The sequence below is a fragment of the Streptomyces sp. AC602_WCS936 genome (assembly GCF_019049125.1).
Taxonomy (GTDB): domain Bacteria; phylum Actinomycetota; class Actinomycetes; order Streptomycetales; family Streptomycetaceae; genus Streptomyces.
The window spans coordinates 348,600-364,399 of record NZ_JAGMUF010000112.1 but is presented as its reverse complement, the minus strand read 5'-3'; the positions used below and the strand labels follow the sequence as shown (position 1 = coordinate 364,399).

At 69.9% G+C, this 15,800-nt stretch carries 6 protein-coding genes and 1 pseudogene; 3 read left to right on the top strand and 4 right to left on the bottom strand.

The features are described 5' to 3' along the window. Positions 1 to 66: 66 nt before the first annotated feature. From KUM03_RS31265 to KUM03_RS39360, 4 genes and pseudogenes are all read right to left on the bottom strand, one after another. The gene (locus tag KUM03_RS31265; RefSeq protein WP_217253922.1) at positions 67 to 1,317 is read right to left on the bottom strand and encodes an McrC family protein; all 1,251 of its coding nucleotides are present in this window, start codon (positions 1,315 to 1,317) and stop codon (positions 67 to 69) included. Further along, on the bottom strand, positions 1,314 to 3,128 hold the full coding sequence (locus KUM03_RS31260) for a DUF4357 domain-containing protein (RefSeq protein ID WP_217253921.1): 1,815 nt from the start codon (positions 3,126 to 3,128) through the stop codon (positions 1,314 to 1,316). Before KUM03_RS31260 ends, KUM03_RS31265 begins: the two co-directional genes overlap by 4 nt. A 541-nt stretch (positions 3,129 to 3,669) precedes the next feature. After that, positions 3,670 to 4,005 (bottom strand): annotated as a pseudogene (locus KUM03_RS39365) (PIN-like domain-containing protein); the annotation flags it as partial. Further along, positions 3,947 to 4,192, bottom strand: coding sequence for a PIN-like domain-containing protein (locus KUM03_RS39360; protein WP_374225410.1), 246 nt, complete (start codon positions 4,190 to 4,192; stop codon positions 3,947 to 3,949). The pseudogene KUM03_RS39365 and the gene KUM03_RS39360, both read right to left, overlap by 59 nt. 369 nt (positions 4,193 to 4,561) lie before the next feature. On the opposite strand from KUM03_RS39360, the gene KUM03_RS31250 reads away from it, so the two are divergent. The 3 genes from KUM03_RS31250 to KUM03_RS31240 all read left to right on the top strand — a co-directional run bounded on the left by KUM03_RS31250 (position 4,562) and on the right by KUM03_RS31240 (position 15,431). Continuing rightward, positions 4,562 to 6,820, top strand: a complete 2,259-nt coding sequence (locus tag KUM03_RS31250) for a hypothetical protein (protein WP_217253919.1) — start codon at positions 4,562 to 4,564, stop codon at positions 6,818 to 6,820. A gap of 111 nt (positions 6,821 to 6,931) precedes the next feature. After that, positions 6,932 to 13,057, top strand: coding sequence for a hypothetical protein (locus KUM03_RS31245; protein ID WP_217253918.1), 6,126 nt, complete (start codon positions 6,932 to 6,934; stop codon positions 13,055 to 13,057). 1,336 nt (positions 13,058 to 14,393) lie between these two features. Beyond that, a complete protein-coding gene (locus KUM03_RS31240; RefSeq protein WP_308406454.1) occupies positions 14,394 to 15,431 on the top strand; it encodes a sporulation protein in 1,038 nt (345 codons plus the stop codon). The last annotated feature ends 369 nt before the right edge of the window (positions 15,432 to 15,800 follow it).

Below are 15,800 nucleotides of genomic sequence, written 5' to 3'. Positions count from 1 at the left end.
CCCCGGACTGACACTGCGTGGTCGATCATACGGGCGCGGTGCCGGCGCCGCCCCGGCGCGGTCGCGTCAGCCGGCCCTCATCCGACTCGCGACCTGAGCGATGTCGGCGAGCAGCCTCGCCGGCTCCTGGTCCAGGTCGAGCGCGTGCTGATGGATCACGATACCGGCGTGCCGTACCCGATGGGCGGCGTGCGAGGCGTTGCCTTTCGCGTACACCAGGTGTCCGTCCTCCAGGCCGAGGGCGGTGCAGTAGGCAAGCATCTGGTACAGGTCCGCATCCGGGTAGCCGCCCCGTCTCTCCGCCTTGTACTTGGCGTCCGCCACCGCGCACGGGACGCCGTCCGGTCCGTAGAGCACGAAATCGGGCCGCATGCGGATGGCCGACGCCTCGTCGAGATGGTGGCTGTCCTGAAGCCTGGCGACGCTTCCCGAGCCGCGCAGCGCCTCGCGCAGGGCGACGGTCACGAAGTCCTCGAAGAGCTGGTTCATGTCGAACAGGAACCCGTCGATCCGCAACCCGCCGGGAGCGTGCTCGGCCGAGGCGCCGTCGAGGATCGCCTGGGCGAGACGCAGGGCGCCGCGGTAGCGGGCGTTGAGCCGCGTCGGCCGCCAACGGGGCGTCGGCTGTCCACGTACGACGGGCGTCACGTCGGCCAGACGGACACGCTGGTGCAGCAGCCCGCGCCGCACGTCGCGTGGGACGCCCGGCAGCCGCAGCATTCGTTCGACCGCCGTGCGCAGGATGCGGTTCTCGGCGATGTCGGTGGTGAACTCGTCGTACGTCACCTCCACCGGCAGCATGGCACCGAACCGCCGGCGGACCTGATCGGCCTCCCGGATGCGACCACGGACAACCAGCGAGCTTTCCTCCGTGGTCCGGTAGCCCTGCAGGAGCCCCTGGCGCAGTGCGCGGTCGGTCTGCCGCTCCAGGGCGTGGGCGAGCGCGGGGACCAGGTCCCGGTACTCGGCCACATCCACCTCCCCGTCGCGCCAGGCCCCCTTGGCGTCGAGGCTGTAGCCGAGCAGGAAGAAGAGCCGCGCGATCGGCACCTTGGGGGCCACCCGTACGGTGAACGGCTCCCGCACACCCGGCACGGTGACGTTCACCGCCCCGACCTTGCTGCCGGCCCGCAACGACCACCGGCCGGGTGTGTACGGGTCGGGCGCCGCATCGACGATGTCACCGGCGGCCAGGGCGCGGCCCACGCCGTCGGGCAGGGCCAGGCCGACGGCAGTCGCGTACTCGACCAGTTCGACACCCGTAGGGAGCTCCACCGTGGCCGGACCCTGGCGGGAGCCCACTCCGGTAGCCGTCATGACAGTGACTCTCGCAGCGCGGTCAGTCCGTACCGGGCCACGATGTCCAGATTCTCGCCGTAGTGGTGCTCCTCGAGCAGCGGCAGGATCTTCGTCCGCCAAGTCCGCTCCAGACCGCCCTCCCGGTAGACGCCCTTCTTCATCAGGTACGAGGGCCCGACGTGGAAGTCCGGATCGTCGATCCGCGAGTTGAGCGCGTCGAGCAGATCCGCCGGCTCAGGGTCCTTGCCCTCCCGCCGCAGCCAGCGACGCAGCAGCCCACTCGTCGGCTCGGTACGCGGCGACAGCTCCATGAACGCGAACCGCCGCCGCATCGCGGAGTCGACGAGGGCGATCGACCGGTCGGCGGTGTTCATCGTTCCGATGACGAACAGGTTGGGCGGCAGCGCGAAGTCGTCACCGGAGTAGGTGAGGCGTACCGACTTGTTGCGGTACTCCAGCAGGAAGTACAGCTCGCCGAAGACCTTGGCCAGATTGGCGCGGTTGATCTCGTCGATGATCAGGAAGTGCGGGATGTGCCGATTGCCCTCCCGGGAAGCGAGGTCCGCGAGCTCGCGCAGTGGGCCCGCGGTGAGCCGGAAGGCGACCTGCCGCGTCTCGACGTCCTCCTGCGGACGGAAGCCTTCGAAGAAGTCCTCGTAGGCGTACGAGGGATGGAACTGCACCAGTTTGACCTGCTCGGGACCGCCGCCCAGAAACTCGGCGAGCTTCAGCGCGAGATACGTCTTGCCGGTACCGGGCGGACCGTAGAAGACCAGTTGCCGCTCATCGACGAGCAGCTCACGCACCTCGTGCAGCCACGCCGTGTCGTGCACCAGCAGGGCGGCGGCGAGTTCGGCCGTCGGCAGGGGCAGCTCGGGGTCACGGCGCGCGACGATCGCCGGCACCTCGGTGGTCGGATCGCGGTCAGCCGCCTCGGCCTCCTCGGCCAGCTCCTCGTCGCTTCGTCCCAGCCCGTCGATCAGCGGAAGAACAGCGGTGAGATCGATAACGTCGTGCTGCACGGACAGCTTCTGCTGCAACGCCTCCGGCAACTCGTCGTAGGGAACGCCCTCGCGCCTCCAGGCGGCTGACCGGCGCAGGCTGGTGAGGCCGCCCTCGGAGTCGACCCGTTGCGCACCGCCGTCGACGAGACCGACGTAGAGGAGACCGCCGGAAATGGTGCAGACGGTGTCGCCGGGCCGCATCTGGGTCAGGAAGTAGTGCAGCTCGTCGACCATCGCCTGCTTCTGGCTGTAGGAGGCAGCGGCGTCATAGCCTTCCTGGACATACCTGCGCAGCGCACTCTTGGTGGGGTCGTCCTCGTCGATCGACGGCAGATGCGTCGCCGGAAGGGTGACCAGACCGTCGGACAGCCACAGGCGCTTGACGAGATCGCGTCCCGCCACGTTGGAGCCACGGACCAGCCATGCCTTGCGGGGCGGGCGCCAGGAGTGACCGAGGTAGTCGACGAGCGGGAAGTCCTCCTCCGTACGCCACTCGGACAGGGCGTCCGAGCCGCGCCCGGCCACGATCGAGGCGGCGGCCGAGGGGGAGTTGCACTCGATGTCCCGGACGGTCTCCAGACAGCCGGGCCAGCGCTCCGACTCCCGGATGGCACCCTCCTCGATCAGCGCCTCCCGCTGCGCCGTCGCATAGGACCCGGTACCCGGCAACGTCTCCCGCCGCACCGGCGAACCGGCCAGTACCAGGAACTTCGGACTGCCGTTCATCCCTTTCGACGGCAGCACGCGTCCGCGCGCGTAGGGTCCACCGTTCGGCAGCCGCAGCCGGAACTCCGGGTATCGCGCCTGCTCCTCGCTCTTCGTCATCGCTCCCCCAACAGAGAATTCCGAGCGAAACACTACGTGGGTCCGGTTCGGCTGAGCCGGCCTCGTGGGGAGAGCAGCGTGTACGCCACTCCTCGTCGTCCGCCAGGTCGTTGATGAGCGGAACGAGAAGAGGATGGACCGCGAAGCCGGAAGCACGGCCGGGGCCGTTGTCGTACTCGGCGGCGAGGACCTGCACGGCGGATTCCTGGACGACCCCTTGTTCCTGCAGATTGCCGCTGATCCGCGTGACGGGTTTCGTGAAGCCCCTCAGGCTGCGGTCGGCATCGTAGTCGCAGATCTTATAGACCACCGCCGCCTCCACATGGCCGCCGGCCTCGGCCTCGATGCGCTCCACCCGCTCGATGTCCTCCACCGAGCCCGCCCGGAGGCTGAGACGCAGGACGGGGGCCGCGATTTCCAGGAACTGCTTCGGCGACAGGAGAAACAGCCGTCCCCCGCCCCGCGCGCGCAACTCCGCGGTCAGTTCCGGGCGGGGCCCGCGGTTGAAGCCGCGTTCCTTGCGCCACCAGTCCTCTTTCGCGTCCGCTGTGACGAAGAGGACGTCGCAACCACGTGTGGACGCCTTGCGCAGCAACTGTTCCCACACGAAGAAGTCGCCGAGCGAGCCGTCACCGTCCTTCTTGGCATCCATGTATCCCGGTGGAACTCGGTCCTTGACCCGCTTCTTGCCGGTCTCGACGAGGGCGGCGACTTCCTGCGAGCTGAAGGGCGCGCCCACCCGGCCGGTCAGCGCGTGTTCCAGCACGGCGATCACCGGATCGGCGTTCGTGTCATGGGTGATGCTCTGCCATTCGCCCTCACCGACCTCGGTGATCCGGAAGCGAATGTCCTCGAATCCCTCCTCGCTGAGCGACACGCGGTTCGCCCAGGTCCGGAGTGTCTGCACCGCCGACCGAGCGTGCGTTGTGGATGGCTGTCTCACGGTTGGCCCAGAATTCCGTGAGCACCTGGTGCGGGACCCAGAGACGGTTCCCGAGAGCACCCAACGCACCGAGCAGGTCGGTGCGGGCCTGCTCGGTGTACCGGTAGAGGTTGAGCAGCACGTTGGTGTCCGGAGACACGAGGCCACCCGTGAGAACGGCCGTGAAGTCCGCCGTCGTCGGCGTTCGAAAGGCGCCGAAGTCGTGGTAGAGACCCCGTTCCTCTCCGTCCTTCGTGCTGTCGCTCGACACCGCCACCCCCGTTGTGCGCCCGGCGCCGGCGCCACGGAGGGCGAATGAGCGAGTCGACTGACAATTAATTAATCTGATTAGCCGCTACCGCGTTGACGGTATCAACAGGTCGCTCATACGCTGGCGTGTGAGCGTCGTGCCCGAAGAGGCACATTCGGCGGAGGTGTCATGGGTGGGGATACGCATGGAACGGTGGCCGTCGACGAGCGTGGAGGGCCAGCCGGAGCAGGTTCGGAGAGCATGACCGAGGTGCTGAGTCCGTATGGCGAGCATGCCCTGCTCACGCCCGCCATGGCCAGGGGACGTGACGTCGCGTCGGCCCAGGAACAAGAACGGCTGCTGCGGTACTTGGAAGCGGTCGTCGCGGCGCGCCCGGCACCGGTACACGTCGCTGTCGCCTTCAATGCCGTCTACTTCGGCTACGACCTCCAGGGTGACGGCTACGGGGGCAGCCCGCTGCGCCTCGACGACTTCCCTGTGATCACCTTCGGCGAGTGCGCGCCCGCACTCCCGGTCGGCGCCATGGTGAGCGTGACCACAGGATCGGATCCGCTCTATGCCGAGATCATCTACAAGGAAGGCGCCCACCCGGACGTCGGCTCCCTCGGTGACGTACCGGCCTGGGTGTCCGGGGCGCCGGCGGGTGCCGAGGGGCCGGGCGAGCCCGGGGCGGAGACATCTCCGCAGCGCCGCGAACTTCTGGTCCCGGATCCGCAGGCCTTCGGGCCGGCCCTGAGCCTTTCGCCCACTCAGCTGCACCGTTTGCGCACCCGCCGTCGCTGGATCGACGCGGACGGCCATGTCGTCGTTGACGCCCACTACCCGTCGCGGGAAGCAGCCCGACACGACGATCTGACCGCCTACGTCGACTATCTGCTGACGACCGCACGGGCACAGCTCCTCAGTCCGTACGTACCCGTCTCCCTCGCGGACTTGGTGGGCAGCACGCAGGACGACGTGCTGCGCGCCGGTTTGCTGCACCTTCTCGAGACCGTGCGGCGTGTCCTCGCCCGCAGCGAGGTGCTGCGCATGTGGCGGTCGTACGCCATGACCCGTACCTCCCTCGCGGCTTGGCTGCGGGACCCCGGACCGCTGGGAGGCGACGACCTGAGGACGCTCGCGGCGGCCGTGGAACGCGCCGCCTCTCCTGCGAGGCGTCGGCACGGCCTGACCGCTCCGGTCACCGCCTACACGGCGGTCGGGCCCCGCTTGCGCGCGTTCCCCGGGGCCGGGGATGCGCTTCGAGGAGTGGGGTACGCCAGGGCGGTGTGCCGGGCGAATGTTGCTCTCGCCGACTTCGTGCAACGGGACAGCGACCAGGGTCTGTTTCCCAACGGGACCCGGGTCACACTCGACGACGCCTTCGAGGGAGGGGGTGTCTGGCGCTCTTGTCGTCGCGGTGACGCGGACGATTCCGGCGACCCCCTGGTCCCGGCCGGACGAGGGTGGACGTCCACGACGACCCGGGCAGCCGCACCGGTGCGGTCCACGGAGCCGGAGACCGCACCGGAGCCGCTCGACTCGCCGCTCGAAGACGACGCCGCTCTTGGACCAGGGGCGCTGCTGCGGAGCGACGAGAAGGAGATCGTCTGGCAACTGCCGCTGCGCCTGGCACACCTCATCGGCTGCTGTCTGCCGCTGCGCCCGTGCGTTGTGGCGGAGATCCTGGGCAGCCGCGGTCCGCGCCCCGTCATTCGACTCGAACTGGACCACGACGGTGAAAACCCGGAGGGGAACCGGGCGGTTCAGGAGACCGTCGCCGAGCTCACCGCCGACACCCCACGCCTCACCGGAGTGAGGTGGCCTCTCGACTTCTTCCCCGGACTGATCCTCCGGCTCCACTGGTCCCGCGGTGGGCAGGTGATCCGCGTGGTCACGATGCGGCTCGAACAGCCGGTTCAGGTTGGCGAGCGGGTGATCGAGCACCGCTACGACCCTTGTGTACTCACCCGTGAGGACGCTCCCGGCAGCGATCGAGAGGGTGACACGGCAGCGGGCCTCGCTCCCCAGCAACTGGTGATGCGCACGGTGCGCCGCTGTGGACTGCTCACCCCGGACGGCCACGCTCTGCTGGACCGTGCACACCTGCCCATTGCCGTGTACGGCCGCGGACCAGCGCGGTCACAAGCCGTCGCCTTGGAAACGGCCGTCGTGGAACTGCTTGCCGAACGGCTTCTCGAACCAGACCTCGGCAGTCGTGACATCTTCGGCCAACCGCACTTTCCCTCACGCAGCGGGGAGCCGGCCATACCGCTCATCGGTTACCGTCCCGTCCCCCAGCGCGTGAAACGCCCCTGGGGCGGCACTGAGCTGGCCACCGAAGGGCTGCGCACCATCCAGTTCGTCCCCGGCCATCTACGCCGTCTGCTGCCGGGCCGCTCACCGAGCGAAACCCAGCGGGCCGCCTTCCGGGAACACTGCCGAAGGCTCGGCAAGGCGGACGGCTGGGACCTGCCCGACGGCTACACGTTCGTCACCCAGCACACGCGTGGTCACTGATCCCGCTGCCCGCCCGCGCCCTCAGGCACCAACGTTCCTTTCCGCTGCCAGAGCTCCTCGACGCCGAGTGAGCCCCATCCGCAGAACCAGCCACAGAACGGAGCATCATTCATGCAGGACCGGTACCACGTCGTCGCGGGGCCGCCGTTGTCCCCGCAGGGCGTGTCGGCCGAGCGCCTCGGCGCTCTGGCCGCAGCGCTCAACGCCCTCGAACACCCGGCCGCCGGCGCCTTGGAGGACATCACGGCCGGCATGGTGGAACTGGCCTTCAACTCGCTCCCGCCGAAGCACAGGCAGGATCTGCTGCGCCGACTGGGAATCCGGATGGCGGCCCCGCGACGGGCGGGCAGCGCGCTATGTCGGGACATTCTGGCCAGGCTGCGACGCGAATCCCGGCAGAACTCCTGTGTCTGCGGCGTCAAGGAACTCACGCACACCGTGATGAACGACGTGGGCAGGTCGGTCTTCGCACAGGACGACGAGACCGTCCCCGACCCGGTCTCCCGGTGGGGTGGAACCCTCGTCCGCGGTGCCGTATTCGCGTGGTGCAACGCTTCCGTCGCCGATGCCCGCATCCTCGTCTGGATGTCGGATCATGACTGGTTCGGCATGTCGGTGGATGAGGAGGATGCCACCCGACTCGCCGCTGTCCGTGCCACGGCGCAGACCCTGGTAGAGGCCTACCCGGGCTTCGCCCCCGGCGACCCGGACGACGGCCTGGGACCACTACCCGAGACAGCGGGGGAGCGGGCTCCCGAAGCCGGCCGGACGGACGCGGGCGCCACTGCTGCCGACGCCGTTGCGCCAAACCCCGCCACCGCAGAGGACGTGCCCAAGCCGACGACTGGTGAGACCCGGGCCGAGAACCCGACGGAACCGGAGGAGGCCTGCCGACTGCTGGAGGACGCCCTGGCGCGAGCGCGGCAAGCCGCCCGCAGGGTGGCTGAAGCGGTCGAGGACGGACGCCTGCCGCACGAGGGAGATCTACTGCAATTGACCGGGCTGGGAGCGATCTTCGACGGCGCCGATGCCGCGTTCCGCAGCGTTGGCATCGCTTCGGTCACCCTTCGCTTTGAGGACCTGGTGCGGGCAGCGCAGGAGCACCGGGCGGCACGCGAGCGCGACCTGCGGTCACGGGAGGCACTGAGGGAACTGTTGACCGTCGGATGCCCGCCCGACAGCCCAGCGGCCTCCGCCGCGGAGGCGGCACGCATGGCAGCCCGCCGCCTGCTGGACTCCCCGGCATGGGCGGAGACGGAACGGCAGGAGGCCGATGGCCTCACCGCTCTCGTCGAGCTCGTCCGCCTGGGACGGCGGACGGACTCCGCGGCGGAGATCCTTGCCCTGCAGAAACGGGTCGTGCAAGTGCCCGCGTGTGCCATGGCCGCGGTCATGGCACACGAACTGACGTTGACGCAGCCGGTGGAAGCCGGTTCCACGCCCGAGCCGGCCACGTCCGACGCGGCCGGGACGGAGGGTGGGACCGACGACGCCACCGCGCCCGCCGACAGTGTGGCGAACGGCGATCGCCCGGCCGAGAAGCCGGACGGCAACAGCGCACGGACCACAAGGGCTGAGGAGACCGGCGAGCAGCCCGACGGGAGCGCCGTCGGGCCTCGACCCGGCCGGGCTCGGGGAACCGACGACGTGGAGCCGGACGCGGCCGGGGCCGCGCCCAAGGCCACCCGTTCCCTGATCACGGAGTCCGCCGGTGACGGCCCACAGGGATCCGCCCCGGCGCCCTCACCGGTATCCCCTTCCGACCCTTCCGACGTGCCGCATGATGAGAAGGCACCTGCGACACACCCTCACGCGGACCAGGACGCCGACGAGGCCTCGGTCGAGCAGACGCTGGCGCGCCTCGTCGTGGAGCGGCGTTTCGGCCTGGCCCACCACGTGGCACGCGCGTCGGGCCGACCGGAGCCGCAGGTCACGGCGCTCCGGATGGCCGGCGCGGCGGCACAGCTCACCTCCGGCAACAGCCACGGCGCACGACTGGTCGCGGACCTGCTCCAGCAGCACGGCGGTTCCGCCGGTCGCGAAGTGGACGGCAGCGAGCTGATCCTGCTTCCCGCCCTGTTGCGTACGGCCTTGGTGACCGGCGACCACCTGGCGGGGGCCCAGCTCAAGGCCTTGGTGCCCCGGCTTCCGGGATCGCTCGGTGAGGTCGCGACTGCTGTCGCGGACCGTGCCCTCAGCGGTGCGCTGATGATCGCCTCTCCGCTGCTCGTCATTGCCGACGCCTCCGAGGCCGAGGCCCGGCTGCGAGAGCTGCGTGAGCAGGGCCGAGCTCTCCTCGCGCCTCAGCGGCGACGGTTCGCACGGGCGACGGAGATCGCCAAGCGCTGGCTGGCTCCGGACGGCGGGCTGCTGGGCTCGCTGCTGACGGCCGTGACCGAGGACGACCGTGACGCCCTGCCGGACGTCCGTGACCAGGCCGAACGCCTGTCGAAGCTGTCCGAGGTCAACAGCGAGATCGACCGCATGGACCGTAAGTACCGTTCCTCCAGCGGCAAACCGCTCCAGGGATCGGGACGACAGGACCTGGTTCACCTGGTCGGGCGGGTCGCCGATTTGGCCAAGGACTGGTGCCTGGTCGTGGAGGGGACCCGTCGGGGTGACCGAACCGACGGGGAGCGGGCGGTCAAGGAGATCTCCTCCCTGCGCCGCTCGATGCTCGACCGGCGGGAGAGCGTGCTGACGGACCTGGAGCAGCTGGCACGGTGCTCGGGCCCCGTGGCCGCCGCTGCCGCGTGGGCTGCCCGTACCTCCATGGAGGAGCTCTTCGCCCTGCTGGCCGGAGCAACCGGGACCACCCGTCCCGGCGGCGGGGCGGACCCCGGACTCGTCCTGGACGTGGAATTGCTGAAGGTGTGTGACACGCTCGGTGAGCGTCCGCCACTGGAACGGCTCCTGGCAGCGGTTCATCGCGGCTGGGCCGACGCTCTCGCGGAACGGCTGGCACATGACGCGTTCACGGCGGCACGGACGATCGTGGACCTGGCCGCCCGCGGGCAGCTGCCCGGCCCGCAGGACGCGGTCTTCGCACCGCCTCCTGCCGTAGAGATCGAGCTGCGGGAGGCCACGAGGCGGACGGAGCTGAAGGCGGCACACCACGAACTCCTCGGAGAGCTGCACCGCGCCCAGGCCGACGGAGCGGTCACTGACGACCAGGACTTGCGACTGCAGGAACTGCTGGCCGACGCCCGCGCGTGTCTCGACGACACGGGCACCCACGACCTGCTCGGCGTACGGCGGGCGCTGGACGAGGTGCGGGAGGACCTGCCTGCCTTCCGGCAGCAGGCCACCGACCGGATCCGGGCCCGGCTCGACGCCCTGGAACTCAGGGCGGACGAGCGGGACCAGGTGCTGCGCCACCTGGACACCGGCGGCCTGGCCACGGCGGCCGACCTCGTCTACTTCCTGGAGATCGGTGAGCCCGTCCCGGAGATCGAGGCGGGCGAGAGCCATCTGACGGAGTTCTTTCCCGGAGTGCCCGACGGACTGCCCAAGGGCATCGGCCCCGACCTCGTCGAACTCGTCCGCTCCGGCGGGAAGCACCCGGCCATTCCTGTGCTGGACTACGGGAACCTCTCCAGCGACGAGGCCACACTGGCGGCGGACGCCCTCAACGAGTGGCGTGAGCTGGGTGCCACGGAACCGAAGGACCGGCTGGACATCTCCGCCCGGCGGCAACTGCTGCCGGCCCTCAAACTCCTGGGATACGACGCCAAGAGCGCCAAGCCGCTGGACGAGCGGTCGCCGCACCGGCGCGAGTACCGCTTCTTCGAGGTGACCGAGGTCGAGATCAACGGCCGGGCGAAGGCACCCGACTTCGGCTCGCAGATCAAGGAGCAGGGCGGCAGCCTCAGCGTCCTGATGGTCTGGGGCCGTCCACCCGCCAAGGTCGTCATGAGCCTGGCCTCCCGTGACACCAGCGCGAGCAGCCTCCTCGTCGTCTACTTCGGCACCCTCGGCCGTGAGGCCCGCATCGAGCTCGCCGCCCGTTCCGCCGGGCTGCGGCCGATGCTGGTCGTGGACGACGCGGCCCTCGCCTATCTCGCCGCCAGTGGATACCGTCAGGTCAGCACGGCCACGCAGACACTGCTGCCGTTCTCCGGGGTCAACCCGTACATCCGGGAGAAGCGCGGCCGGATCGGCGGCGAGATGTTCTACGGCCGGGACGCCGAACGCAAGAGCATCCTCGACCCCAGGGGCACCCAGGTCATCTTCGGTGGCCGGGGCCTCGGAAAGTCGGCGCTGCTCAGCGACGCCGGGGAACACTTCGTGAAGCAGGGCCGCGGACACCACCAGGCGGTGTACATCAACCTCGACCAGGAGAACATCGGCAAGGGCAGCTCCCTGGGACCCGAGGCCCTGTGGAGCGTCCTGGACCGTGAGCTGACCGGTGCCGGAGTGCTGGGCCGGCCGCATGGCCGGAAAGCCCAGAAGGACATCTCAGAGCGTGTGCGTGCGGCGATCCGCGCCTGGCTCGACGGGGACTCCCGGCGCCGCCTGCTGATTCTGCTCGACGAGTGCGACCAGTTCTTCGAGGCGGACGCCCCCCGGTTCGACCAGACCAAGAAGCTCAAGGGACTCGGATCCGACACCAAGGACCGGGCCAAGGTCGTCTTCGCCGGTCTCCACTCCGTCCAGCGGTTCTCCAAGCTCGCGAGCAACGGCCCGTTCGGACACCTCGCGCAGACGCCGAAGGTGATCGGCCCGCTCGCCCCGCAGTTCGCCGCCGACCTCCTGGTGGAGCCGATGCGGGCGCTCGGCTTCGAGTTCGCCGACGTCGACCTGGTCAACCGGGTGCTGGGCTACTGCTCGTACCAGCCGTTCCTGCTCCAGATGTTCGGGCACAGGCTGGTCGAGGTGATGCACCGCAAACGCGCACGGCGTGGAGCCGAGGCCCCTCCGTACACGGTGGGAGCCGCCGACATCGAGGCCGTGGAGTCGGACACCGACCTCCGGGACGGCATCTCGGCGGCCTTCAAGGACACGCTGAGCCTGGACCACCGCTACGACGTCATCGCCAACGTGCTGGCCCACCACGCCCGGCACCACGGCCTTGAGATGCGACTGAGCGACGCCGAACTGCGCGAGGAGTGCGAGACCTTCTGGCGCAACGGCTTCGAGCAGCTCGATACCGAGGGCTTCCGGGCCTACCTCTCGGAGATGGTGGGCCTGGGAATCCTGGCACCCAACAACGACGGCCAGGGCTGGCACCTGCGTGGACCGAACGCGCTGCGCATGATCGGCACGTCGCACGAGGTGGAGGCCCGGCTGCTGAGGGCCGAACGGGACTGCATACTGCAGGAGAGCATCGTGCAGGAGGGCCGGCCGGACCTTCCGGACGGCAGGCCCGCGCCGCTTACCATCACCCAGCTCGACGACCTCCTCGGCGAGCGCGCCAACCAGACGCGGATCGTCCTGGGCACACCGGCCACCGGCGTCACCGACGTGGGAGACACACTGCGCACGGTCGCCGGCCGGATCGCCGACTGGAAGCTGCCGCCCGTCGGCAGGCCCAGCGTCTACAAGCAGGAGCTCACCGGCGGACGTCCGCGGGAACGGCGGGTGGTCATCAGCGACTTCGCCAGCTACGAGGCGAAACCCGAGACGTGCCGCGAGGCCGTCGACCTGGCCGAGACCCTGCTGCCGCACACACCGGGAGTCACCCGCGCGGTGGTCATCGTGACCGATCCCGGACAGATGGACCTGTGGCGCACGCTGCTGACGGGCGCGGAACCGACATCGGCCGCCCCCGTCGCACTGCGCCGCCACGACCACCGCGGCCTGCGCGGCTGGGCCCAACGGGTCGAGATGTTCCACACGGACGACCGTCTGGAACGGCTCCACGCCCTGACCGGTGGCTGGCCCTTGCTGGTCGACCGGGCGCACCGGCTGCACGAAGAACTCGGCGACCCGGACCAGGCACTGCACCATCTGGCCGGACTGCTCACCGACCGCTCGGCCGCCCGCGCCTTCGCCAAGGCGACCGGCGTCTACACGAACGCGCTGCTCGCGACCGGCTACCGCACCCTGGCCAAGGAGTTCGGTGCGGGCACGTTCGACGTGGAGAGCGCCGTGACCGCCGTCGCTTGCCAGATCGACGACGAGGAGGAGGCCCGCTGGGTCTTCACCTGCCTGGACACCTTCCAGGTGTTCGACCGCGAGGACACACAGTTGCGCCTGGAACCGCTGCTCCGGCAGTGCGTGGCGCTCGACGCGTGAGGTCCGCGTCCGGTCCGCCGCTTCCGCCCCCTCGGGGGTCGGCGGCGGACCGGGTGGTCCCCGTGCCTGCGGGTGTCCTCGAAGGGGATGTACGTCAGTGGACGTGATCAGCTACTCGGCCGTAACACTCGGGGGCCACGGTGGCGGAGGTGGGCCGCCAGGGCCGTGGCTCGTACGCTGCGTCACCGTACGGACGCCGGCGTGGGACGTGCGCGAGACGGGCGGTCACGTGGGGTGGGGAGCGAAGGTGACGTGCCTCCCCAGAACGGTCATACGCTCCCCTCGTCGGAGTGGGGACGAACGTGGCCCCCGGTGCGTGGGACCCCGTCCGTCCGCCCGCGACCGAGGCGACTCGGGACAGTCCGCCGCCCTCTCGAGCAGTCGGTACGGGCACCGTGGCCGGTGCACCCGTTCCGTGCGGTGGGTACGGCACGCCTCGGGCCGTCGAGCCGCTTGCGGCCGCGGAGACGTGCGACGGCCCATGGGCTACCGGCGGCACGTACCGGGCGGCAGGTGTCGGCGGTGCGCGCCCAGCGCTCGGAGCCGGAACGGCAGACCGGCGACGCGGCTTCCCTCGCAGGAACCGCGGGCGGCGTGCCGCCGAGCGGCAGAAGCGCATGCAACCCGGCGAGCAGGGCCAGAATGTTGAGCAGTGGGGTGGGCATCAGGGGCGCCAGCTGGTCCGCCAACGGCACATAGGCGCACAGCAACGTGGCGGACCATCGAGCCGTAAGTACCATCCAACGCCTGGCACGTCCCTGCCCGACCTGCACGGAATTCCTCTTTCCGTTCTTTCCCACGATCCTCTCCTTTCTGGGAACCGGGTTGTCTTTCATCAGGAGATCAGCCGACCGTGAACCCTCGGCAGGGCTCATGGGGGGGCTCATGAATCGCGGCTGACGCTCACGTCAACTGAACGCCTCTATAGTGGTGTTCACGCGTAGTCGGCCCTCGGAGGAGGTGGGCGCACGTGACTGACGTGGCCGCGGAGAAGCAATCCCGACCGCAGCGAAACGTCCGGCTGGAGAGCTTGATCGAGGAATCCGGTATCAGTCACAAAAGACTTGCCCACCGCCTCAATCAGATCTGCGTGTCGCACGGAACCACCAGTGAATACACGCACACTTCCGTGGCCAACTGGTGTCGGCGTGGCGTACGCCCGCGCTGGCCCGTGCCGCAGCACATCTGTGCGGTGTTGTCCGAAGGGCTGGGCAGGCCGGTCGGCCTGGGAGAGATCGGAATGGAGCGGCCGGGTCATCTGGACCGCGACGCCGGTCTGGAGTTTCCCAGGGGCCAACGCGACGCGATCACCGAAGCATCGTCGTATTGGAGCACAGTGAATCGGCGGACCTTCCTCGCCAGCTCGCCCTTCGTGGTCTCGGTCTTCTCCGAACCGGTGACCCGGTGGCTCGTCAACCCGACCGAGCCCCTGTCACCCCCCTCCGGTCGGATCACCGTTGACCAGTCACACATCCAGGAACTGCGGGAGGCGGCCGACTCCGCCCGGCTGTGGGACTCCCGGTTCGGAGGTGCGACCTGGAAGTCCCGCTCACTCACCGCCTATCTGTACGAACGGGTCACTCCACTACTGGACGGCCGGTACACCGAGCGCGACGGACGCAACCTGTTCTCGGTGACCGCCGAGATGGCCAGACTGGCCGGCTGGACCGCCTTCGACGCCGGCCAGCACCAGGTCGCCCAGCGCCACTTCATCCAGGCACTACGGCTGGCCAAGGCGGGCAGCGACGTGCATCTCGGGTCCTACGTGCTCAGCACCATGGCCATGCAGGCGCTGATGCGGGGCTTCACCTCCCAGGCCATCGACATGGCGCAAGGCGCCTACGAGCGGGTCCCCACCGCCGACCCGCGCGTGCTGGGATTCGCCAAGCTCATCGAGGCACGTGCCCACGCCCGGCAGCGGGACGCCCGGGCAGCCGCCTCCTGTCTCGCGACCGCCGAGCGGCTCCAGGAACGTGGTGCGGCGGAGGGCGTCGGGGAGCGCCCCTGGATCGAGTTCTTCTCGCGGCAGCGGATCGTCACCGACGCCACGGAGATCTTCCGCGACCTCGGGCATCCCCGGTCCACCTTCTCCTGGCACGCCCTGGGCTCGATGCCCGGGGACGCTTACGCGCGTTCGCGCGGCATCCGGCTGTCCGTCCTGGCGACTGCCCACGCCCAGTCGGGCGAGCTGGAGCACTCGCTGCGGCTGGGAGGTGAGTCCCTGCGGCTGTTCGCCCGGCTCCAGAGCATCCGCGGACTCGACTACCTGAAGATCTACACCGAGTCGCTCGCACCCTGGCGCCGCGAGCCGGCCGTGGTCGCCTACCTGAAAGACGTACGGGATCTGGCCGGGCAGCTCGCGACGGCAGCCTGAGCCGACAGCCGACAGCCGACAGCCGACCGACGGGAAGAGTCCCATGAACCGTCTGAACCGTCGAATACTGCTCTCCGCGACGGGCGGCGCCACCCTGGCCGCCGCCCTGCCCAACCACGGCCGCCCCCCCGGGGCAACCGTCCGGACCAACGGACCGCCACCAGGTCCGCCGGGAGGAGATCGCGGCCCTGCACCGCGCCGTCGCGGCCGTCCGGCACGGCGACTCCAGGTACGGCGGCGGCAGCGCCCAGGCCCAGGCCGCGAGCCATCTGCTCGACCAGTGGGCTCTCCCCCTCTTCGGCCGGCCCCTGTCGCCCACCCGCGAGCACGAGCTCTGCTCGATCTGCGCCGAACTGGCCCGCCTGGCCG